The sequence below is a fragment of the Pseudomonas sp. LjRoot277 genome, assembly GCF_964253845.1.
Lineage (GTDB): Bacteria > Pseudomonadota > Gammaproteobacteria > Pseudomonadales > Pseudomonadaceae > Aquipseudomonas.
In genome coordinates this window covers 4488243-4509248 of sequence record NZ_CAXURI020000001.1, presented here as the reverse complement: position 1 = coordinate 4509248, position 21006 = coordinate 4488243, and the positions used below count along the sequence as shown (strand labels likewise).

The 21006-nt window shown below is 58.5% G+C and carries 19 protein-coding genes; 4 read left to right on the top strand and 15 right to left on the bottom strand.

What is annotated here, in order from left to right:
- Position 1 precedes the first annotated feature (1 nt).
- On the bottom strand, positions 2-130 hold the full coding sequence (locus tag ACSQ87_RS21220) for a hypothetical protein (RefSeq protein ID WP_263288554.1): 129 nt from the start codon (positions 128-130) through the stop codon (positions 2-4).
- Positions 131-244: 114 nt separating this feature from the next.
- Here ACSQ87_RS21220 and ACSQ87_RS21215 point away from each other — a divergent pair, with 114 nt between their 5' ends.
- Positions 245-940 carry a tRNA (adenine(22)-N(1))-methyltransferase gene (locus tag ACSQ87_RS21215; protein WP_436274326.1) on the top strand — a complete coding sequence of 232 codons (696 nt, stop codon included), beginning with the start codon at positions 245-247 and terminating at the stop codon, positions 938-940.
- A gap of 46 nt (positions 941-986) precedes the next feature.
- Here the strand turns inward: ACSQ87_RS21215 and ACSQ87_RS21210 are convergent, their stop codons facing one another.
- Together ACSQ87_RS21210 and ACSQ87_RS21205 are read right to left on the bottom strand one after the other, a co-directional pair.
- On the bottom strand, positions 987-1409 hold the full coding sequence (locus tag ACSQ87_RS21210; RefSeq protein WP_223430555.1) for an MAPEG family protein: 423 nt from the start codon (positions 1407-1409) through the stop codon (positions 987-989).
- 81 nt (positions 1410-1490) lie between these two features.
- Positions 1491-2444: a diiron oxygenase gene (locus ACSQ87_RS21205; protein WP_436274325.1), complete on the bottom strand. Its 954-nt coding sequence runs from the start codon at positions 2442-2444 to the stop codon at positions 1491-1493.
- Positions 2445-2643: 199 nt separating this feature from the next.
- Between ACSQ87_RS21205 and ACSQ87_RS21200 the strand changes: the two genes are divergently transcribed.
- Positions 2644-3600, top strand: coding sequence for an AraC family transcriptional regulator (locus ACSQ87_RS21200; RefSeq protein ID WP_223430553.1), 957 nt, complete (start codon positions 2644-2646; stop codon positions 3598-3600).
- A 282-nt stretch (positions 3601-3882) separates the two neighbouring features.
- On the opposite strand, the gene ACSQ87_RS21195 is transcribed toward ACSQ87_RS21200, so the two are convergent.
- From ACSQ87_RS21195 to ACSQ87_RS21140, 12 genes are all read right to left on the bottom strand, one after another.
- On the bottom strand, positions 3883-4638 hold the full coding sequence (locus tag ACSQ87_RS21195; RefSeq protein ID WP_223430552.1) for an ABC transporter ATP-binding protein: 756 nt from the start codon (positions 4636-4638) through the stop codon (positions 3883-3885).
- Positions 4632-5693 (bottom strand): FecCD family ABC transporter permease, encoded by a 1062-nt coding sequence (locus ACSQ87_RS21190; RefSeq protein WP_046046860.1) that lies wholly within the window; start codon positions 5691-5693, stop codon positions 4632-4634. Before ACSQ87_RS21190 ends, ACSQ87_RS21195 begins: the two co-directional genes overlap by 7 nt.
- On the bottom strand, positions 5690-6877 hold the full coding sequence (locus ACSQ87_RS21185; protein WP_436274324.1) for an ABC transporter substrate-binding protein: 1188 nt from the start codon (positions 6875-6877) through the stop codon (positions 5690-5692). The genes ACSQ87_RS21190 and ACSQ87_RS21185 overlap by 4 nt, the downstream gene beginning before the upstream one ends.
- 62 nt (positions 6878-6939) lie before the next feature.
- Positions 6940-9354 (bottom strand): TonB-dependent siderophore receptor, encoded by a 2415-nt coding sequence (locus tag ACSQ87_RS21180; protein ID WP_436274323.1) that lies wholly within the window; start codon positions 9352-9354, stop codon positions 6940-6942.
- Positions 9355-9448: 94 nt separating this feature from the next.
- A complete protein-coding gene (locus tag ACSQ87_RS21175) occupies positions 9449-10426 on the bottom strand; it encodes a FecR domain-containing protein (protein WP_436274322.1) in 978 nt (325 codons plus the stop codon).
- Positions 10427-10942 carry a sigma-70 family RNA polymerase sigma factor gene (locus tag ACSQ87_RS21170; RefSeq protein ID WP_223430548.1) on the bottom strand — a complete coding sequence of 172 codons (516 nt, stop codon included), beginning with the start codon at positions 10940-10942 and terminating at the stop codon, positions 10427-10429.
- A gap of 84 nt (positions 10943-11026) precedes the next feature.
- On the bottom strand, positions 11027-12211 hold the full coding sequence (locus tag ACSQ87_RS21165) for an aminotransferase class V-fold PLP-dependent enzyme (RefSeq protein ID WP_223430547.1): 1185 nt from the start codon (positions 12209-12211) through the stop codon (positions 11027-11029).
- A gap of 15 nt (positions 12212-12226) precedes the next feature.
- Positions 12227-13471, bottom strand: a complete 1245-nt coding sequence (locus ACSQ87_RS21160) for an MFS transporter (protein ID WP_223430546.1) — start codon at positions 13469-13471, stop codon at positions 12227-12229.
- 16 nt (positions 13472-13487) lie between these two features.
- Positions 13488-15338 (bottom strand): IucA/IucC family protein, encoded by a 1851-nt coding sequence (locus ACSQ87_RS21155; protein ID WP_436274321.1) that lies wholly within the window; start codon positions 15336-15338, stop codon positions 13488-13490.
- Positions 15339-15387: 49 nt separating this feature from the next.
- On the bottom strand, positions 15388-16536 hold the full coding sequence (locus ACSQ87_RS21150) for an NAD/NADP-dependent octopine/nopaline dehydrogenase family protein (protein ID WP_223430544.1): 1149 nt from the start codon (positions 16534-16536) through the stop codon (positions 15388-15390).
- A gap of 28 nt (positions 16537-16564) precedes the next feature.
- Positions 16565-17608: a PLP-dependent cysteine synthase family protein gene (locus ACSQ87_RS21145; protein ID WP_436274320.1), complete on the bottom strand. Its 1044-nt coding sequence runs from the start codon at positions 17606-17608 to the stop codon at positions 16565-16567.
- Positions 17609-17622: 14 nt separating this feature from the next.
- Positions 17623-19017 carry a Y4yA family PLP-dependent enzyme gene (locus ACSQ87_RS21140; RefSeq protein WP_436274319.1) on the bottom strand — a complete coding sequence of 465 codons (1395 nt, stop codon included), beginning with the start codon at positions 19015-19017 and terminating at the stop codon, positions 17623-17625.
- Between the two features lie 611 nt (positions 19018-19628).
- Here ACSQ87_RS21140 and ACSQ87_RS21135 point away from each other — a divergent pair.
- Positions 19629-20519, top strand: coding sequence for an HpcH/HpaI aldolase/citrate lyase family protein (locus tag ACSQ87_RS21135; protein ID WP_436274318.1), 891 nt, complete (start codon positions 19629-19631; stop codon positions 20517-20519).
- Positions 20520-20545: 26 nt separating this feature from the next.
- Positions 20546-20947, top strand: a complete 402-nt coding sequence (locus ACSQ87_RS21130; RefSeq protein ID WP_223430540.1) for a ParB N-terminal domain-containing protein — start codon at positions 20546-20548, stop codon at positions 20945-20947.
- Positions 20948-21006: the final 59 nt, after the last annotated feature.

Below are 21006 nucleotides of genomic sequence, written 5' to 3'. Positions count from 1 at the left end.
TTCATTGTTCCTTGAAGGAGCTGTCAATACGCTCAAGCACTGGTTTGAGAAGATAGCTCATCATGTTGCGCTCGCCAGTCTTGATGGTGACGCTGGCGGGCAAGGCCGGAAAGGCGATGTCCAGGGCCACACAGCATTCTCTGTGCCAAAAAACTAAACAGCCTATAATTTCTGCCGGCGGGGCAGCCTGCCTGGGCTACCTGCTGATATCGACCTGATGCGGACACTGAAAAAGGAACGGCGGTTGAACGAACAGACATTGTCCCAGCGCCTGGAGCGTGTAGCGGCGCATGTGCCAGCAGATGCGCGCCTGGCCGATATCGGCTCGGATCACGGCTACCTGCCGGTGGCGTTGATGCGCCGTGGCGCGATCGTGGCGGCGGTGGCCGGCGAGGTGGCATTGACGCCGTTCCACTCGGCCAAACGCACCGTGCGCGAGAACGGCCTGGACCAGCGGATCACCGTGCGCCTGGCCAATGGCCTGGCGGCGATCGAGCCGGGAGACGGGATCACGGCGATCAGCATCTGCGGCATGGGCGGCGAGACGATCCGCGACATCCTCGACAGCGGCAAGGCGCGCCTGAGCGGCCAGGAGCGCCTGATTCTGCAGCCCAATGGCGGCGAGCAGCCACTGCGCCAATGGCTGATGGAAAATGGCTACCGCATCCTCTGCGAGGAACTGCTGCGGGAAAACCGTTTCGACTACGAGATCATCGTCGCCGAGCGCGCCGGGCCTGTGACGTACACCGCCGAGGAGCTGTACTTCGGCCCGCTGCAGATGCAGGCACGCAGCCCGGCGTTCCTGATCAAGTGGCAGCGCATACTGCGCGAGAAGCAGAAGACCCTGACCCACTTCGCCCGTGCACGGCAGGCCGTGCCGGAAGAAAAGGTGCAAGACATCACCCGGCAGGCCCGGTGGATCACCGAGCTGCTGGCGTGAGCACGGTGCAGGGTTTGTACGAAAAAATCGCCCCTGGTTTGGGTCTTCATACGCCGTAATAAGCGGCTACAACAATGAGCGCGAGAAAACAGACCAACTGCACGCAAAAGAAGGTAAACCGAACCGCCACGAACGTATCGGTTTGCACATGGGATACGTGAACCAGAGACTGGCACACGCGAGCGATCAGGATGATTATGGACAAGTAGTTCACTGCGGGGCCGTCGACACCAAGGGCTGAAATCACGAATACGATGGCGCCAAAGACAGGCAGATTTTCCACACAGTTCGCGTGCGCTCTTATCCCTCGCCGATACCAATCCTCGCCTTCGAGCTGATCGCTTCGGAAAGAAGCAATCGGAACATTCGAAAACAAGATTCTGACCCAGCGATACACCCCGACGGTTGCCATCAACAGCAGCAAAGTCCAGGTCGCAAATCCAAGCAGCATCCACATCGGAATCGTCATGGCTGCCATCCTCAATCAATCATTCTCAGCACGTCATCCCATAGCCGCGCGGCCGACGCGCAGTCGGCCGGCCCCTGTCGATCAATTGCTCATGATGGGTGCCAGTGCGGTCTGAACCCTGGACAACTGTGCTGGAGTTGTCATGCGCGTAAGCAGCCGGCCAAAGTGTGGATGCTGCACGCCCGAGATAATGTATTGCCAGCGGTAGGCGCTCAGCACGCAGGCTTTGATTTGCGCGGTCTCATCGACACTGAACGATCGTGAAATATTTCGAATGAAGTAGTCGGCATCGGATGCCGATTGTGCCTGCAGGATTCCATCGACGGCCGCCACCAGTGCAATCAGATCGTTCACTGCCTGGTCGCGCTCGGCCGGGGAGAGTTTCGCGTGCTCCGCCTCCCATTCAAGTTCATCGAGTACGACGTGCCGGCTTTCATCCTTCCAGTGAAATTTGAAGACATCCTTGAAGAGTGGGCACAACTCCTCGCGCGGGGCGATGCTTTGCACGTAATGCGTCTGAACAAACAGCTCGATATGACAGGTCAGCGCCAACACCGACCAGGTGCTGGCCGCCAGTACCGCGCGCGCCACATCGTTTGGATCGGCAACTTGACGATATCCCGCTGGCAATTGCGACCCCATCATCGTCTCAATGCGCCGGAACAGCTCCTGATGCTTGATCTCGTCGTTGGAAAAGCGCACGAGCGCTTCGAGTGCGAGCTGATCGTCAAAGACATGGGCCCGACCTTGATCGAGCATTTTGGCACTGATAAAGCGCTCGACCAGGCCAAAGATATACGCATAGGTTCGGCCCTGAATCTGGCTGAGCAGGCGCGCCTCGTCCGCGGCGAGAAAGGTCAGGCGGTCGATCCGCGATAGTCCGTCGGGCAAGAATTTGCGCGAGAAGTCGAAGCTGCGGTCCTGTAGCAAATCGCGATCGATCTGCCATTCCGCTTTCTTCGATGATCTGACGATTTGAGCATAACGGGCGGCGTTGCCTGAATCTGAGCTGGGTAGGGTCGCTGCGGTGTTCATATTGATCTCCGGCTTGCGTGGTCAAGTTGGAATGGGCCAATTACGGTTAACGCGGGAGTCAATGACCAGTGGTGAAGCATCTGGGGATCGCCTCGATCACTGTGTCCGCGTTGGTGCTAATCTGGGCCTCGCAGTTCAGGCGGTGAATGACCAGTGCGCCTGATTACATGCTCCGGACTCCGGAAAGGAGGGCTGGCAATTGTTGGATGCGCTATCTGATGTCTTGCGTGTGATTCGGCTGTCTGGAGGGGTCTTCCTCGAGGCGGAGTTCACTGCGCCCTGGTGCATCAGCGGAAGAATCTCTGCAGACGATTGCAAACCGTTCCTGGCGGCACCTCGGCATATCATTGCGTCGCATTTTGTCGCGGCGGGGCACATGCAATTGCGAATCGACGATGGCGCCACCCTCGACGTACGGGCAGGCGAACTCATTCTGCTTCCTCGCAACGACATTCATACTTTTGGCAGTGATCTAAGCATTGCGCCCATGTCGGCGCGCGACGTTATTCAGCCGCCGGAAGTCGGCGGCATTTCACGAATCAAGTACGGCGGGGGCGGCGAGGCCACACAGTTATTGTGCGGATTCCTCGGCTCTGAAACACCGTTCAGTCCGTTGCTTTCGTCGCTGCCAGCCTTATTGAAGTTAGACGTGCGCGCGACGGCTTCGGGGGCCTGGATTGAAAGCTCATTCCGTTTCGCGGTCAGTGAGATCGCGGCGGGGCGCGTCGGCTCGACAACGGTCATCGCCAAGCTATCCGAATTACTGTTCGTCGAAGCCGTCAGCCAGTATGTCGCGAACCTCCCCGCTGAACGGCGCGGGTGGCTGGCGGGTTTGCGGGATCCGCAGATCGGGCGCGCACTGGCGCTGCTCCATGCTCGTCCAACCGAGGGCTGGACGGCAGAAGCCCTGGCGCTTGAAGTGGGCATGTCGCGCTCAGTATTTGCGGAGCGATTCACGGCATTGGTCGGACAGCCACCGATGCAATACCTCACGCTCTGGCGTATGCACGTGGCGGCTCAACACCTGCGCGAAGGTCGCGGTAATGTGGCGCAAATCGGCTTTGCAGTTGGCTACGAATCCGAAGCTGCATTCAGTCGCGCATTCAAACGCCAGTTCGGCACATCACCCGGCACCTGGCGCAGACAATCAGCATGAGAAGGTCCGGTGCCGATGGAGATTCCGATCAAACCAGGCAGCAAGTGTCTCCTCATGGTCGATTTCTGCCTTTGGTCAACGGCAGCTTGGGTCGATTGCTACCTGTCGCAAAGAACTGCAATCGGCAAGCGAAGCTTTAGGGAGTGGGATAAGTGGAATGGATGCTCCGTTCAACCATTGTTTGGGGGATAACGAAGACAAATCAGCTGCTGAAAAGCTTCGCTATACGAGTTTCGTCTATCGCACTACTACCCTAAGACCTGACCTTAACTGGCTAAAGTATCAAACGATATCGTCGATGAGTATGTGATGCAGCCCGCGGCTGCACTGCTCGATGCGCGCCTCAACCTTGTATACGTTGCGCAGCATTTGTTTGGTAATGACCTCGTTGCTTGGGCCGCTACCTTGAGTGGTGCCGTCCGCGATAACTAACACCTGATCGGCAAAGCGCAGTGCCTGGTTCAGGTCGTGGATGGCGATGAACACAATGACCTCGCGTTTGCGGGCCAGTTTGCGCATGAAGTCCAGCACCTGCACCTGCCGATACATATCGAGGGCGCTGGTTGGTTCGTCCATCAGCAGGATTTCCGGCTCGCGCACCAGCGTTTGTGCGATCGAGACCAATTGTTGCTGACCTCCGCTCAATTCGCCGAGGTTGCGGAACGATAGTCCCGTGATGCCCAACGCCGCGAGAATCTCGTCGACCAGTTTCAATTCGTCGTCGTGTACGACCCAGCCCGGTGTCAGTTGTTTACGCGCCAGTAGCACTGATTCGTAGACCGTCAGCCGGGCACTGGCATTCAAACCCTGAGGCATATAGCTGATGCCCTGTGCACCTTTTTTTGAGTCTTGCAGAATGACCTGCCCGGGGCCATCGATCAGCCCGGCCATGCGTTTGAACAATGTCGACTTGCCTGCGGCATTGGGCCCGACCACCGCGACTACCTGACCGCCGAAAAAAGTCGCGGTCGTGACACCGCGAATGATCTCGCGCTGGCCGTAGCGGGCACCGAGATTCTCCAGTTGAAGCGTTACCATGAATTTTTCTTCCCGCCGAGAATCAAGGATATGAAGAACGGCACGCCGATCAGCGAGGTGACGACCCCGATGGGGAATATCGCGCCCGGTATCAGGGTTTTGCTGACCACAGAGCTCGCCGACAGAATCAATGAGCCGGTCAGCAACGAGGCCGGCAAAAAGAACCGTTGGTCTTCACCAATCAGCATGCGGGCGATGTGCGGGCCAACCAGCCCGATGAATCCGATGGTGCCGACAAAGGCCACCGGAAACGAGGCGAGCAGGCTGACCATGATCAGCGTCTGAAATCGCAGGCTGCGCACGTTGATGCCGAAACTGGCGGCCTTGTCATCGCCCAGTCGCAGGGCAGTCAGGGCCCAGGCGCGTTTGGCGAAGATCGGCAGGGTGATCAGAATGACCAGGCAGATCACCCCGAGCTTCGGCCAGGTGGCCTTGGTCAGGCTTCCCATCGTCCAGAACACCACGGCGGCCACGGCTTGCTCGGTGGCGAAGAACTGCACCAGCGCCAACAGCGCGTTGAACGTGAACACCAGCGCAATGCCGAGCAGCACGATGGTTTCGGCGGTGACGCCGCGACGCATGCTCAAAAAGTGGATCAACAGCGCCGACAACATGGCCATGATGAACGCGTTCAACGGCACCATGAACTGCGCTGCCAGCGGGAACAGCGCGACACCGAACGCCAGCCCCAACGCCGCACCAAAACTGGCGGCGGCGGAAATGCCCAACGTAAACGGACTGGCCAACGGGTTGTTGAGGATCGTCTGCATCTGGGCGCCAGCCAGCGACAACGCCGCGCCGACGGCGACGGCCATCAGGGCCACCGGCAGGCGGATGTCCCACATCACCACGCGCACTTGCGGTGAAGCGCTGTCTGGCGAGAACAGTGCGCCGAGCACTTCGCGCAAGCTGTAACTCGCCGGCCCCAGCGCCAGGTCGAGCAATACGCTGCACAACAGCAAGATCACCAGCCCGAGGAGAATCAGGCGTTTACGCAGCACCAGGCGACGATAGGTTTCGCGCTGGACGACCACGGCGTCGGTCAATGAGCTCATGGTTTTACCTCAGGCTGGCGCAAGCTGACAAAGTAACCGGACTCATACGGCACCGGCAGGAAGCGCTCATGCAATTCGCGAAATGACGCGTCCGGATCCAGATCGGCAAACAGTGTCGGATGGAACCATTTCGCCAATTGCTGGATGGCGACGAACTGGTAGGGGCTGTTGTAGAACTGATGCCAGATGGCGTGAAAGGCTTGATCGTCCTGAGCCTTGATACCGGCGTAGGCCGGGCGCTGGGTGTACCAGGCGAGTTTTTTCCTGGCTTGCGCCATGTCCGCGCCCGGGCCGACACCGACCCAATGGCCGCCGGGTGCAAAGGCTTCCCAGTTGGCGGTCGTGACGACGACATGCGCCGGGTTGGAGACGATGACTTGCTCGGGGTTCAACTGGCCGAACGTGGTGGGAATGATGCGGCGGGCGATGTTGTTGCCGCCGGCCATATCGACGAACAGTCCGAAGTTTTCGTTGCCGAAACTCAGGCAGCAATCATCGGTGTAGCCTCCGATGCGCTCAATGAACACGCTGGGGCGGGGCGGGTGTTGTTTCTCGATGACGTCGGTGACGCGGCGAATTTGCTGGTTGCGAAAATCGATGAAGGCTTCGGCGCGTTGCTCTTTGCCGAACAGTTGGCCGAACAGGCGCATGGTCGGCTCGGTGTTCTGGATCGGGTTGTTGCGAAAGTCGACGTAAACCACCGGGATGCCCAAGGCGTCGAGCTTCTCGATGTAGCGCGCATCTTCGGTGGCATGCTGCGCTTCAATATTGAGGATGATCACGTCCGGGCGCTGGGAGATGGCCTGCTCGATATCGAAGGTGCCGTCTTCAAACCCACCGAAGGTGGGGATTTTTGCGATGTCGGGGAATTTGCGCAGGTAGGCGCCGTAGGTGTCCGGGTCCGACTGGATCAGATCCTTGCGCCAGCCGACGATGCGCTCTATGGGGTTTTGTGTGTCCAGTGCGGCGACCAGGTACAACTGGCGGCCTTCACCCAGAATCACGCGTCTGACCGGCAAATGCACCTTGACCTTGCGCCCCAGTAGATCGGTCACCTCGGTGAGCGCCGGATCCGCTTCCGCGGCGAGCACGCTACGCGGTGCGAGGGAAAGCACTACCAGGCTCAGTAGTCCTGCCAGTAGCAGCGCAGCGAACGTGTGGCTGCGTCGATCAAAAGTCACCATGGTCAAAGCCTTTGCAAAAGCCAGAACGGTCAACGGCTTATACCGCTGCCGGGCTGAACGTTTCAGAAGTCGACAGTCGCCGACAGTAATAAGGTACGCGGTGAGCCTTGGGAGAACGCGCCGTAGGAGGCAACGCCCGACCAGTACTCGTGGTCGAGCACGTTTTGCACGGTGGCGCGAAACGTGGTCGGTCGTTCATCGATGCGGGTGGTGTAACGTGCGCCGACATCGAAGCGGGTCCAGTCATCCAGTTGCTGGGTGTTGGCCTGGTTCACGTACTGGCTCCCGGTATGAATCGCCCCACCAGTGAGCGTCAGGCCTTCGACCCACGAGGTATCCCATTCGGCCCAGAGGTTGGCCTGCACCTGCGGCACGCCGACCGGTTTATTGCCACGGTTGGCGGCAACCCCGGTTTTGGTCAGTTCAGCATTGAGCAGGGTCACGCCACCGAGCAGCCGTGTGCCTGGGGCGACTTCGCCGAACACATTCAGTTCCAGCCCGCGGTTGCGCTGTTCGCCCTGCACCGAAAAAACACCGGATACCAGTTCGCCACTGGGTTTCTTGATTTGGAACAGGGCAAGTGTCGAGGTGAAGGTGCCGTAGTCGACCTTGACCCCGAGTTCCTGCTGCCGGGAGACATAAGGGGCAAAGATCTCGCCGGCGTTCGACGCGGCGGAGGGCGCGATGTCACCTTTGCTAAGGCCTTCGACATAGTTGTAATAGAACGAAACGTGGTCCCAGGGTTTGACCACCACACCGAACAGCGGCGTGGTTTTGCCGTCGTCGTAAGAGGTGGTGACCGTGCCGGACGCGTTGTAGTTATCGGAGTTGATGTTCTGTTTGCGCAGGCCGAGCGTTACCTGAATGCGCTCATCCAGCACCGACAGCGTGTCGGCGAGGGCCACGCCGGTCAGTTCGCTCTCGGACACTTTGGGCGTGTCCGGCTTGGGGATGGCGGGTTCCGGGCGATCCACCGGGTGATAGATATTCGACAGGATGGGCGGTCCGGAAATGATCCCCCGGGACAGTACATCCCGATAACGGCTGACCTGCAGGGCTGCCCTGTGACTGATCGGCCCGGTGTCGAAGCGCAGGCGTGCACCGGCGTCGACGGTGTAACGCTCGACTTCGAATTTGTAATAGCCGGGAACCGATGAGGTGTCGCCGGCCGCGTTGATGATGGTCGGCGTTTGGTCGGACATTCGTGCGACGTCCGATTTTCCACCGCCAGCGTGGGCGAACACGGTCAATGCGTCGCTGAGGTCGTATTCGCCGCTGAGCAGGGCCGATTTGTCACGGGTTTCGGACCAGCCCCATGCCTGGCTCACGTTGGTATGGCCATTGGCGGCGGAGGGAATGTCCACGCCCGGGGCGATCAGGAACGGCCGTGAGGCGGCGTCGAAGCGTTCTTTCTGGTTGAGCCAGTCAAGGGTGGTTCGCAGGCGTTCACCCTGATAGTCGAGGGACATGGCACCGATGTCGACGTGACGGGATTGATCGTCGATCGCCGTGTCGCCCTGCTGAGTGCTGCCGTTGATGCGCACGCCGAACCGGCGTTCCTCACCAAAGCGTCGGCTGACATCGAGGTGGCCACCGATCTGCGAATCCATGGCATAACTGGCGGTGAAACGAGTCAGGTCTTCATCGAGGGAGCGCTTGGGCACCACGTTGATGACGCCGCCGACAGCGTTGTTGGGCGACATGCCGTAAAGCAGGGCGCCGGGACCTTTGACCAGCTCGATGCGCTCGGCGTATTCGGTGAACACCCGGTAGTTGGGCGCCACGCCGTACACGCCGTCGAACGCCAGTTCACCGAGGTTACCTTCTCCAACCGGAAAACCACGGATGAAAAACGAGTCGACGATGCCTCCCGTCTGACCCGTGGAGCGCACCGATGAATCGCGTTCCAGCACATCGCCGACGGTGACGGCCTGCTGATCCTTGATCAGCGTCGAGGTGTAGGTGCTGACGCTGAAGGGCGCGTCCATCACATCGGTGTTGCCCAGGATGCCCAGGCGCCCGCCGTTGGCGACCTGCCCACCGGAATACACGGGTGGCAGGGCGTCGGCACGTTTGTCGGTGCCGATGATGGCCGTTTCATCCAGCGTCACCCGGCGCTGCACCAGTGTGTAGCTGCCGTCGCGGCGCAACACCATGTCCAGGCCACTGCCCTCCAGCAAGCGGGAGACCGCCTCCTGGGTGGAGTAGTTGCCGGTCAGTGCGGGACTGATCAGGCCTTCGGTCAGCGATGGCTGGAACGACAGCGCTATGCCGGCATCCACGGCGACGCTCGACAGGGTCGCACCGAGTGGCCCGGAAGGAATGTCATAAGCACGGACCGCGACAGCGTCCAGTTGCGCGGGCACGACGGCCAAGGCAAACGGGCAAACGGCACCGATCAGGACAAGGCTTAGCAACGCACTGCGAAAAACTGGGGTGAACTGACGATCCGGGCGCAGGAGGCGTGCAGCGAACATGAATGGATGAGCCTATAAACAGGACGAAAAGATTCTTCTTCTCCGTAGCCAGTCGAGATCAAAAAAAGTATCACCTGTGTGCACTTTTTTTGGCTCAGGCCGCAGAGAGCATGATCCAGTAGCCATTCAAGTGGCCGCTGACGAGGATCGGATAGGTCTGTGCCAACATGTTCAACGTGCGCTGGGTGTCGCTGATCGGATAGGCACCGGAAATGCGCAGATCGGCGATCGCCGGGTCGAGGCGCACGAAGCCACGGCGATAGCGGGTCAGTTCGGTGACGAAGTCGGCCAGGCGCATCTTGTCGGCCATCAACATGCCTTGGGTCCAGGCGCCGATGTAGCGATCGGTGGCGGTGACCGGGCCAAAATAGTCGGCCGAAAAGTCGGTGCGCTGTCCGGCATTGATGATTAATGGTGATCCCTGGCGATTGTCGGCGAGTTCGACCTGCACCGCGCCTTCCAGCACAGCCAGGTGAGTGCGCGACTGCAGTTCTCGAACGGTGAACCGTGTGCCCAGTGCCTGCATCCGGCCCTGGCGGGTGCTGACCAGAAAAGGCCGCGTCAGCGGGGAAATATCCGGAGCGGTCTGCACCAGTATCTCGCCTTCGCGCAGGTGGATGAGCCGTTGGTGGGCATCGAACAGTACGTCGATGGCCGTATCGGTGTTCAGGGTGATGTACGAGCCGTCGGCCAGGGTCAATTCGCGTCGCTGACCGACAGCCGTGCGATAGTCGGCCGACCACTGCTGGGATTCTGCCAGCTTCCAACCGCCCCAACCGGCCGGCAGGATCGCCAGAATCATCGCCAGTTTGCCCATCGCTGCGCGACGTTGCGGGCTACTTGGGCGATCCAGTGCCGACATTGCCAGTGAGGGTGGCAGGCCGCCGAATTTACTCTGCAATAATTGAGCGCGCCCCCAGGCACGACCCCGTTCGGGCGTGCTGACTTTCCAGCATTCCCATTCGGCACGTTCAGCGTCACTGAGTTCGCCCTCACTCAAGCGCATCAGCCAGTCTGCAGCTTCTTCAAGGGCTTGGTGATCGGGATGCGGCTCTTGGCGGCGACTAAGCATTTACTCCACCAACAACAGACATTGCACGAAGGCTTGCTTCATGTAGCGTTTGACGGTGATCAGTGACACGCCCAGTTGCTCGGCGATGTCGTCGTATTTCAGGCCGCTGATCTGCGAGAGCAGGAACGCTCGTTTGACCAAGGGCGGCAGGGAATCGAGCATTGCATCGATTTCGTGCAGGGTCTCAAGCACCATGAAACGCAATTCGGGCGAAGGTACTTCGGGAGCGGGCACATGGGCGAGGGCATCCAGATAGGCACGTTCCAGTGCCTTGCGCTGGTACCAGTTGATCAGGATTCCCTTGGCCACGCAGCTCAGGTACGCGCGAGGTTGTTCGATGACAGTGACCCGGGAGGCGAGGATGCGGGTGAAGGTGTCCTGTGCCAGATCCGCCGCGTCCATGGCGTTCCCCAGTTTTTTTCTCAGCGTCGCATACAGCCAGCCGTGATGGCCGCTGTACAGGGCTTCGATCGCGCGCAGGTGATCGTCATTGTTCGCGGAAAGGGTTTCGCTCATGGCTGCAGACTTTCATGCAATTGAGAAGTATTCCCAATGCTAGATTACAAAGCGGCTATGACGCAAGCAGCGATTAGGTCTCCCTCAGCCGCGTGGCAGCCGGATCAGTGCTTCGATCATCGTGTCGATTTCGGCCTCGGTGTTGTAGGCATGGAGTGAGGCGCGGCTGACCTCCGCCAAGTCTCTGTGCTGCATATCAAGCAGGGTCGAGCGGAACGTCGAGGTGGTGACATTGATGCGTTTTTCCTGGCCTGCCAGCCATTGCTGGACCTGCGCGGCGCTGCTGTTCTGGTGGGTGAATGTCACGATGCCCGATTTGATAGCCCCCAAATCCCGCGGTGTCATGCCCGGAATGTCCGCCAGTCGATGACGCAAGTGACTGGCCAGTTGCTGAATCCGTTGCCACATCGGCTCGATGCCCTGAGCCAGCGCGTATTCCACCGCTGCACCGAGGCCCAGTTTGGCGGCGACGTTGCACTCCCAGTTCTCGAAACGTCGTGCGTCGGCGCGAATGTTGAACGTGTCGGATGTCAGCAAGGACGCCGCATGCAGGTCGAGAAAGGCCGGCTCCAGGTTCTGGCAAAGAGACCTTTCAACGTACAAAAATCCCATTCCCCTCGGCCCACGCAAATATTTTCGGCTGGTGGCAGCGAGCATGTGACAGCCGATTTTTTGCACGTCGATCGGCATTTGTCCGACACCTTGGCAGGCATCCAGCAAAAACAGCACGCCGGCGGCCCGAGCGAGGGCGCCGATTTGCTCGATGGGTTGTACCGGTCCGCCATTGGTGGCGATCACGGGCAGGGAGATCAATGCGACGCGATCATCGTCGAGCATGTCTTTCAGGCCCGGCAGCGACACCTGGCCTTGCTCATCATTGGGGATGATGCGGATTTCAATGCCGCGATGCTTTTTCAACTGCAGGTAGGGAATGTAGTTGCCGGCGTACTCGGTGGTTGAGGTGAGCACCACATCACCGGGTTGCAAGGGCAACGAATAGAACGCCATGTCCCAGGCGCGGGTCGCGTTTTCGATCACCGCGATTTCGTCAGACCGTGCGTTGATCAGGCGGCCGATGGCGCCATAGACATTGTCCAGTTCGGCCGACTGTTGCCCGGCCGCTTCATAACCGCCGAGGCTCGCCTCTAGCTGAATGTGGCGGGTCATGACCTCGATCACCGGCTCGGGCATCAGTGCCGCGCCGGCATTGTTGAAGTGGATCAGGTGTGCGACACCGGGCGTATCGGCGCGCAGTTGTTCAATGTTCAAAGCCAGACTCCTTGATCAATCCCCGGGCGGGGCATGACTCGGTTGCATCTGCGCAGGCCAGTAACGCAGCGCGACAATCGGGATCAGTGCCACCCCGTAGGCCAGGCAAACAAACAGGTAGGTGTATTGCAAGCCATAGACCTGGCTGAGCAAACCACCGGCCGAGATCCCCGCAATCGAAGCGAATTGTGCGGTGCCCTGGGCAATCCCCAGCACGTGACCCTGTTGTGAGCTATCGGCGGTTTTCGAGATCAGCGCCATGAGAACTGGCGTGGTGGCCCCCAGCAGCACACCCCAGATGAAGTAGGCGATGACAAACACCACGGGGTTGTGCGTGACACCTGCTACCGCGGTCAGGGCGATGCAGCCGATGACGACGTAGGTAATGAGGTGCAAGGTTTCCTGCTGAGTGCGGTGTTCGAAATAACGCGACCAGGCCGTTGCGGAAAGAATGAAACCCAGCGCCAACAAGCCGTAGCACAGGCCGACCACCGAGTTACTGACCTCGAACACCGAGCTGACGTAGAGCGAGAAGGAGGTCTGCGGCAGCATTCGCGCCAGCAGCAGAATGCCCATCACGCCCAGTAACGACAATAACGGTGAACCTTGCCAGAGGCTGCCCGAGTGACTGGCCGGTGTCGCTTTGTCCGCGACCGGTGTTTTCTTCACCGGCGGTACATCGGGCAAGGTAACGGCCGCCACCACGGTGCATACAGCGCACAGTGCCGAGGCAATGATGTTGATCCAGAAGAACGTCGCGTAGTCGAGGATCAGTCCGCCTACGACAGCGCCGAGCAACGAGCCGACGTTGGTGGAAATCTGCAGGATGGCAAACAGCCGTGCGCGCCGCGAAGGGGCTTCAATGCTGACGCCATAAGCTTGTGCCGGCGCGATGTAACCGGCGAAAGCGCCTTGCAGAAAACGCAGGATCAGAATGACCCAGATGTCGCTGAAGAGTGCCAGCCCAAGCTGCGTCAACGATAAACCGGCGAGGGCGCGGATCATCATCAACTTGTGGCCGTAGCGATCACCGATACGACCCCAGAATGCACTGGTCAGAATAATGCCCAGCATCGGCCCGACGTACACGGCGATGCTGGCGAAGCTGAAAACCGACTCCGAGGAGGTCAGCCCACGCAGGTGGACGGGCCAGAAGGGCCCACTCATTTCCATCGCGCCCATGGACACAAGCTGGATCGCAAATAGAAGATAAATCAGGATTCTTACTTTAGAACCCTGGATGGCACCTGCATGGGACATGAGTCAGCCTCAGTGGTTAAACGCTAGCGAGCGGGTTGGTCAGGGTGTGTTGCAAACGATAGTTGGAGTACTGCATCAAGTGCATGCGCAACAACGATCGGGTGGGCCATGGATCTTCCACAAACGCCTGACGTTCGACTTCCCACAGATCTGGCGAGACACGGTCGCGTACGGCCGCGAATGCAAGATCGGTTTCCTCGCGCAGTACCTCCCACAACCTCGTGTTGTTCAATCCGTATTCCTTGGTCAACCACAGGGCCATTTCATGCAGATGCGTCAGGAACGCAGCGTCCAGCACGAACATGCGCACCGGTTCGATATCGCCTGAGAATACCGTCGGCAAAATACCCGGCTGCACATGCGGCTGCAGGGTGTAGCCACGTGCTTCCAGTAGCGGAGCGTAAGTCCTGCCATCGCCGAAATCGCGGATCAGCAGACTACGTGCTTTGCCATCGGGTGAGAACAGCACCATGGTGTTTTGCTGATGCGCTTCGAGCCCGATGCCATACATCAGATAGATCGCTACCACTGGGTGGGTGACCACTTTGGCGTACTCGCGGAACCAGCTTTCCACCTGATCAGCATTGGCCCTTGCGCCATCACGCTCGATCAGATCGGTAAACAACGGCCGGCCACTGCCGGGCAACCGAGTGAACAGTGATGCCACGGTAATCGGCAGACAATTGTCGCTGCGTTCGAACGCTTGCTGACTGGCGCGATAGACCACTGAGAGATGGCGCCCGGGATTATCGTCCTGGGTGATCGCGTTTTTATAACGCACGCCGATTTCTTCCGGGAAGATTTCCAGGCGTTGTTCGAAGCCATTTTCGGCCTCCAGAATCCTGGTGATCACTGCGCTGATGCGAGGCCCCATGTGAATCGACTTGGCTTGCAGGCTGCGCAGTTCGCTGGTCATCCACACGGCGATCGGCAATTTGATCAGCGGTGCGCAATTGTCCAGCACCGGCATCATCGTGCGGTAGGACATGGTCGGCAGGGTTTGGATGTCCGGGCCGTCGGTGATCAGGATGCCTTCTTCGATTTCCGCAGCAAACGTCTTGAGTACATAGGCCTGCAAATGCCAGGTGTGAATCGGCAGTGGCAGCCACTGGGTTTCATCCAGCCCTTTGCTGTTGAGTGAGGCTTTCCATTGTTCCCATTGCGCCGGGAAGTTGCTGGCGAACCAGTCGTGGTAACCGGTCACGTGCGGCATGCTTTCGCTTTTCGAATGCTCGGTACGCAAGGATGCGATGCGCAGCGGTACCTGAGCGTTGAACTCGGGTGACAGTTGCTCGACTTCGGCATTGGTCAGGCCCGGACGGGACTTCCACGTCGGGTAATACGGATGGCCTTCCAGTGAACCCCACTGGTCCAGCAGGATGGCGGCGTCTTTGGTATTGGCATGCTGGCGCAGGTAGTCGGTGAAGCTGTTGAGACCCTGATCCCTGGCAGCCTGCTCCAGTCGCTCGTTCCATTGCTGGCGATGCTGACGGGCGTGGGCGTCGTTGGTCAGGCTGTTTTCCATGTCGGCCTTGAGCCCGGCCACGCCTTCGTCGGTCGGCTTGAAGTCGAAGCTGTCACGCAACACATCCAACATATCCTGATGGCTGGTGATCACCTGGCGTACGCCTTCGTCTGTCAACAGCACCACATCACCGTCATTGACCACGGTATCGGCCGGGCCCTTGGCGATGTCGGAGAAAAACAGGTGGGCGCGGGCATCCTTCAGCGGGTAGGTGGCCTGGTTCCCTTCAGCGGAAAAGCTCAGGGCCGAACGATCGAGGATGTTTTCCGCAAAAAGGCAACGAATCAAGCGTCGCATGGCGTTTTTGCGGGAGTAGGCGATCAGTGTCTTGAAGTCATCCATATCAGCTGTCTGCTCGTCGAAAATTAAAGAAAGAGATCAAGCCCACGGCTCATGCCGTGCGTGGCCAGTGGCTTGGGAAGTAGTCGAGCGCCGAATCGCGCAGGCCTTGCATGTAGGCAACGCTCCACTGCAAGACTTCCTCGATGTAGGGCACCTTCAGTTCAAAGCGTTTGGCTATTTCCACCAGCAGCACCAGGCCGTAGGCAACGTCTTCGTTGAAGGCACGACTCTCGCGTTCGATCACGTAGCCGGCGCGGTTGCCGTCGGCTGGCACCATGGGGGCAAGGATGTCGTTGTAGGCCTGATTGGTGCGCAGAATCGAAAGCATGCTGCTCTGGTCGCGGATCTGTTCGCCGTAGGCCTCGACAATTTCTTGTTTCAAGGATTTGACCGATGACAGGTCGATGCCCATGCGCTGGCTGATGACGGCGCACAGATCCTGGCTTTCCTGATCCATGCGTTCCAGGAAGTAGGCCCCCAGTTCCGGGCACTCGGTCCACCAGCACATGCGTTGCGGGAAGATTTTGCGATGCCATTGGCCAAAGGGACCGATCAGCCCGTAGATCACCGAGCTGTGCATGATCGGGTTGCCCGGCGTCAGGGTTATTTCCAGGTAATTGTCGAGCATCGTCACGCAAGGGCCGTACAACGCGGTGAGCATTTCCTGCAGCCGTTGACGGGACTCTTGCGACTCCCGAGCATGCGTCGCCACATACAACCGGCTTTTACCGCCGCCCATCTTGATCGAGCGCCCGGGGGTAAGCTCGAATGCGGTGTGCGGGACGTCCTTCATCCCCCAGATCACCAGGTTTGGGCGATCGGCCAGCGCGGCCTCGGCCAGCCAGTCAAAACCGCAAAAACCCGGAATCGCGCCGACGTACACCGGTTTGCTCGAACTCAAATGCGGTGCGATGGCCTGCAAGGTTTGCGGCCGGGCATGGGCGGGCACGGTGATGATGACGATGTCGGCATCCTCAACGGCAGTCCTGGCATCGGTGGTTACCCGATCCAGCCGGGCGTCCAGTGTCGAGCCATCCGGCAACAAGGCCTGCATCGGCGTGTGACGAGCGTGCTGTTCGATGATCTCCAGATTGCTGGTAAGCATCGAAACCTGAACATTGGGCAGCTGCTTGAACAGGATGGCGTTGAGATGGCCGGTCCTGCCGCCACCACAGATGGCGACTTTCAACAGATTCATCGAGAGGCGTTCCTGTGTGATGGGTGGGTCATGCGACGCTTAATTGCAGCGGCGTGGAAACGGAGTCCAGCCATTGGGTCTTGCCCAGCCAGGCATCCAGTTGCGGTGCGACGTTCGGATCCAGCAAATCACGTTCTTGCAGCCATTTATCGTCAAACACGGTGTGCAGGTATTTTTCGCCGCCATCGGCGATCGGCACGACCACGTTGCCGGTCAGCACGCCTTTGTGGATCAGCTCCAGTGCCTTGAAAATTGCACCGCCGGTCGAGCCACCCACCAACAGCGCCAGGTTTCGGGCGATGTAGCGGGCGGTTTCGAAGGCTTGGGAATCGGTGACCTGCACGCCCAGATCGATGCAGCTGTAGTCGAGCACCAGGCCGACCGTGTCACCGGCCGGGGTGCCAGTGCCCGACTGATAGTAGGGATAGCCGGGATGACCAAAGACAATGGACCCGGCCGGTTCCACCGCAACGGTCACGGTGTCGGGATTGTGCAGTTTCAAACCACGGGCGATACCGGTCATCGAACCACCGGTACCGACGCAACCGACGTAGGCACCGATAGAGCCTTGCACCTGAGCAATCGTTTCGCGGACGAAATCACTGTAACCACCCGCATTGGCGGCGTTGTCGGATTGATTCATGAACACGGCACCGGGAATGTCGGTCGCGAGTTCAGCCGCCAGCCGTTGGCGCTCGACCACCGCCACTTCGTCTTCGCGATAGGTGCCTTTAACGAATCGAATGTCGGCGCCCAGCGCCTTCATCACTGCGATCTTGTCCTGAGCCGCGTGATGATCGACCACGGCGATAAACTGCAGGCCGAATTCGACGGCGGCCATGGCCAGGCCAATGCCGGTGTTGCCGGACGACGACTCGACGATGACGCCGCCGGGTTTCAGGCGCCCGGACTTGAGTGCCGCCAGCACCATGTTCCGTGCCATGCGGTCTTTGATGCTGCCGCCGGGGTTGTTCTTTTCAATCTTGAGTAACAGCCTGGCGTCGGTATCCGGAACATCAATACCCAACATTGGCGTATTGCCAATAAGATCAGAAACTTTATTCAATATCATTTCAATTATTCCCTTTAGTAGTCAGGTGAAAATGCATAGTTACCTTCCGTACAACAGGTCGCCATCAAGCGCCGGGGCAGGGGATGGCGATGAAACTCGTTTTCCAGCAAGTCCATCTGATAACCGGCAGTATTAACGTAAATCAACAAATCGCCTGCGTGGGGGGTGGTGCCAAAGTTGATCAGGCGATGGGTAATGACGTCATCGTCCAGACAGCTATGTCCAGCGATATAAGCTTGCGTCGGTGTGTGCGGTAGTTCGTTTGTGCTGATGAGTATCGGATCAACGAGGTACTCCGATGAAAACCAGGTTTCACAGGCGCTGAAACTACTGCCTTCAACAAAAATGACGATTTTGTTGTCGGCCAGTTTTTTTGTACGTGTGACGCGAAACAATGAAATAGCCGCCTGATCCACCAGGCTTCGGCCGGGCTCCAGTGCCAGCGTTATTTTTTGCATGTTCAAATAGTTAGCAATAGACAGTCCGGGCGAATGGTCGGCCTGGAGGAATAATGTCAACCATTGAGGCGCTGTCAGCTCACTGCCATAGGGATAATAAGAGTCGGGCACTACATGGTTGTAATAATGCTCAGGTTTATTCTCGTTCTGTAAAAATCGACTATAGGCCTGAGGCTCGACGTAACGAATCGGTAGGCCTCCGCCGATGTCGATCATCTGCGGATTCAAGCCCATTTCACGGGCTGCCTCGACAAACCCGGTGACCTCACGGAAGGCTTGCGCACGGGATTCGAATCCGTAACCGCCCAAGTGGAAATGGAAACCCTCGAAGTGAAAATTATCAGGTTGCCTGGCCAGCCGTTGAAGGCATTCAAGCAAGTCCTCAAAGCCCATTCCAAATCTGCTCTTGGGGCAGCTTGCAGGCCTGTAGCGCAGTAAAGCCCGTGCTTTTGCGGGGTGTGGCAGGGATTCGATCACTGCTTTCAGGTGATCGAATTCCTCCAGCGAGTCCACACAAATCAGTGAACCTGCGCTGATCAGCGCTTGATGAAAAACGGCCGTTTTGGCCGGGCCGGTCGCGCAGATCTTTGCCGCTGGCGTACGGGCTCGCAGCGCTGCCTCCAGCTCATGAATGCTCGAAACATCGACACCGATACCCGAATTCGCCGCAGCGCTCAGCATGCACTGGGACTTGTTGGCCTTGGCGCCGTAGAAGATGGCGTGACGCACATTGTGCTGCTTCAACACCGTTTGCAGCGCCTTGGTATTCAACTCGAAAGCATGTGGCCAGACCAGATTTAACGGTGAGCCATATTGTTTGACCAGATCTGAAAGTTTGCCCGGAAAATGGTTGATTAATGTGGTAATAACAAGGTCGATAAGCGGTTTTAGCATCTCGGGATGATGAACTTCAATTCGCTGTTCAACAGGCTGCGTATTAATGGCAGGCATCGTTAACCCTTTGGCTCGAAATAGAACGTGGCCATTGATATTCGACAACAAGCAGTTATCGATGGAAACAGTATTTTTGCTCGTCAGTTACGAGTTTTTAAAGGCGTCGGAGGCGGATGTCGCGCGAAACCTGAAGATGGATTTATAGCGCGGATCGTAATAAATGGTTCACAAAACAATTGCATGAGAACCCCATTCCATAAGGTTTGTGCGGATGTTCTGATTGGCCACCAGTTGATAGCCAGCCTGTGTAAGTGACCAGTAAATGACACTCATGTGCCATTACCGGAAAGTAGTGCCCATTGCTACTGATGACGTGCTTTGAAGCGAGGATAGTTCCTCTTGGCGGCGTGAACAATATTGCGAACGGGAACGATTATCAAGTAAGGTTTTCAAATATTTTTGAATAACGACCTGCGCAGGGCGAATGAATGAACGTGTATTTACACGCTCAAGTACGCGCTCGTCTTATTTAAAAAAACCCCGTAATACCTTGATGGATAAGGCGTTACAGGGTGTTACGAGAAGCCACAGGCAGGCGCGGAATTTCGCCGCTGACAGGGCCTGATTTTTTTCCAGATTCACAACGATTCACGCCAAGGAGTAACGCCATGACATCCAATCGACTCAGCAGCAAAACTCCACCCGCGATCAGCTACCTGTTCGTGCCAGGCAACCGCCCCGAACGTTTTTCCAAAGCCGTCGAAGCGGGGCCTGACGCCATCATTCTCGACCTCGAGGATGCCGTTCATCCGGACAGCAAAGCCGCCGCCCGGGCAGCCATCTGGGCATGGCAGGAGAGCACGCCGAGGGTTTCCTGCGATCGTTACATCCGCCTGAATAGCGTCAGCAGCACGCTCTTTCGCCAAGACCTGACCTGGTTAAGCGACATGCGCTATCCCGAGCGTTGCAACGGAATTTTCCTGCCCAAGGCAGAATGCCCCGAGGCAATGGCCCAGGTCGTCGAACGTTTGCTGAAGTGGCAACCGGAACTGAAAATCATCGCGATCATCGAGACGGCCAAAGGTTTGCAGCAGGTGGAATCGATTGCCGCGATTCCAGGAATGGCACGCCTGGCTTTCGGCTCACTGGATTTCTCTCTGGATATCAACTGCAGCCAGATTCCCGAAGCGTTTCTCTTCGCCCGAAACCGCATCGTGCTGGCTTCGCGCACAGGGGATTTACCGTCGCCGATCGACGGCGTCACGCCGGCGATCAGCGATTTGGCGGTGGTCGCCAAGGACTCCCATTACGCGCGTTCGTTGGGGTTCGGCGCCAAGCTGTGCATCCATCCCTCGCAACTGGTCACGGTTCAGCGCGCCTTCCTGCCGGATTCGCGACAATTGGCGTGGGCCGATCGTGTGATGAGGGCCGTGGCCACGGGCAGTCATGCGGTGCAAGTGGACGGCGAGATGGTTGATCTGCCGCTGATCGAACACGCCCAGCGTCTGCTCGATGTGGCCCGCCAATACGCGCCGATTGCCAACGCAGACGCTTGCTGAAGCCCCGGCGAATCAGGAGATCAACCATGGAACACGGTTATCAGATTGCATTGCGGCCGCTGTGTGAAGTGCTGCAGTCCGAGCAGGTCGACCCTGCCAACGTGACGTTGCTGCGCGAGTCGATAGTACGAGCGGGGCATTGGCTGGAGCCGATTATCGTCGAGCGCTCGCAGGGCATCGTGATGGACGGCAATCACCGGTTCAACGCGGCATTGCAATTGGGATTGAAGAGGGTGCCTTGCATCCAGCTCGATTACACCGATCCGCGGGTGTGTGTGCGGCATTGGCAGACCGGGCAGGCGTTCGAAGTGGCGCGGATTTTCACCACAATTGCCCGGGGTGAGATCTTTCCGTACAAGACCACCCGGCACGCGTTTGACCCGGCGCTGCCGGTGATCGCGATACCGCTGGAACGCCTGTATGCCTAGCGTTGGCAGCACAGCAGCAAAAAAAATTTACTGAGAGTGATACTTTTTCGCATATCGAC

Coding starts and splice junctions, on each gene's coding strand:
- ACSQ87_RS21195 (WP_223430552.1), bottom strand. CDS start 4,638: ATGGTAACGCTTCAACTGGAGAATCTCGGTGCCCGCTACGGCCAGCGC.
- ACSQ87_RS21170 (WP_223430548.1), bottom strand. CDS start 10,942: ATGAGCGAAACCCTTTCCGCGAACAATGACGATCACCTGCGCGCGATC.
- ACSQ87_RS21150 (WP_223430544.1), bottom strand. CDS start 16,536: ATGAATCTGTTGAAAGTCGCCATCTGTGGTGGCGGCAGGACCGGCCAT.
- ACSQ87_RS21205 (WP_436274325.1), bottom strand. CDS start 2,444: ATGAACACCGCAGCGACCCTACCCAGCTCAGATTCAGGCAACGCCGCC.
- ACSQ87_RS21180 (WP_436274323.1), bottom strand. CDS start 9,354: ATGTTCGCTGCACGCCTCCTGCGCCCGGATCGTCAGTTCACCCCAGTT.
- ACSQ87_RS21145 (WP_436274320.1), bottom strand. CDS start 17,608: ATGATATTGAATAAAGTTTCTGATCTTATTGGCAATACGCCAATGTTG.
- ACSQ87_RS21175 (WP_436274322.1), bottom strand. CDS start 10,426: ATGCTTAGTCGCCGCCAAGAGCCGCATCCCGATCACCAAGCCCTTGAA.
- ACSQ87_RS21130 (WP_223430540.1), top strand. CDS start 20,546: ATGGAACACGGTTATCAGATTGCATTGCGGCCGCTGTGTGAAGTGCTG.
- ACSQ87_RS21190 (WP_046046860.1), bottom strand. CDS start 5,693: ATGAGCTCATTGACCGACGCCGTGGTCGTCCAGCGCGAAACCTATCGT.
- ACSQ87_RS21210 (WP_223430555.1), bottom strand. CDS start 1,409: ATGACGATTCCGATGTGGATGCTGCTTGGATTTGCGACCTGGACTTTG.
- ACSQ87_RS21140 (WP_436274319.1), bottom strand. CDS start 19,017: ATGCCTGCCATTAATACGCAGCCTGTTGAACAGCGAATTGAAGTTCAT.
- ACSQ87_RS21135 (WP_436274318.1), top strand. CDS start 19,629: ATGACATCCAATCGACTCAGCAGCAAAACTCCACCCGCGATCAGCTAC.
- ACSQ87_RS21155 (WP_436274321.1), bottom strand. CDS start 15,338: ATGGATGACTTCAAGACACTGATCGCCTACTCCCGCAAAAACGCCATG.
- ACSQ87_RS21185 (WP_436274324.1), bottom strand. CDS start 6,877: ATGGTGACTTTTGATCGACGCAGCCACACGTTCGCTGCGCTGCTACTG.
- ACSQ87_RS21160 (WP_223430546.1), bottom strand. CDS start 13,471: ATGTCCCATGCAGGTGCCATCCAGGGTTCTAAAGTAAGAATCCTGATT.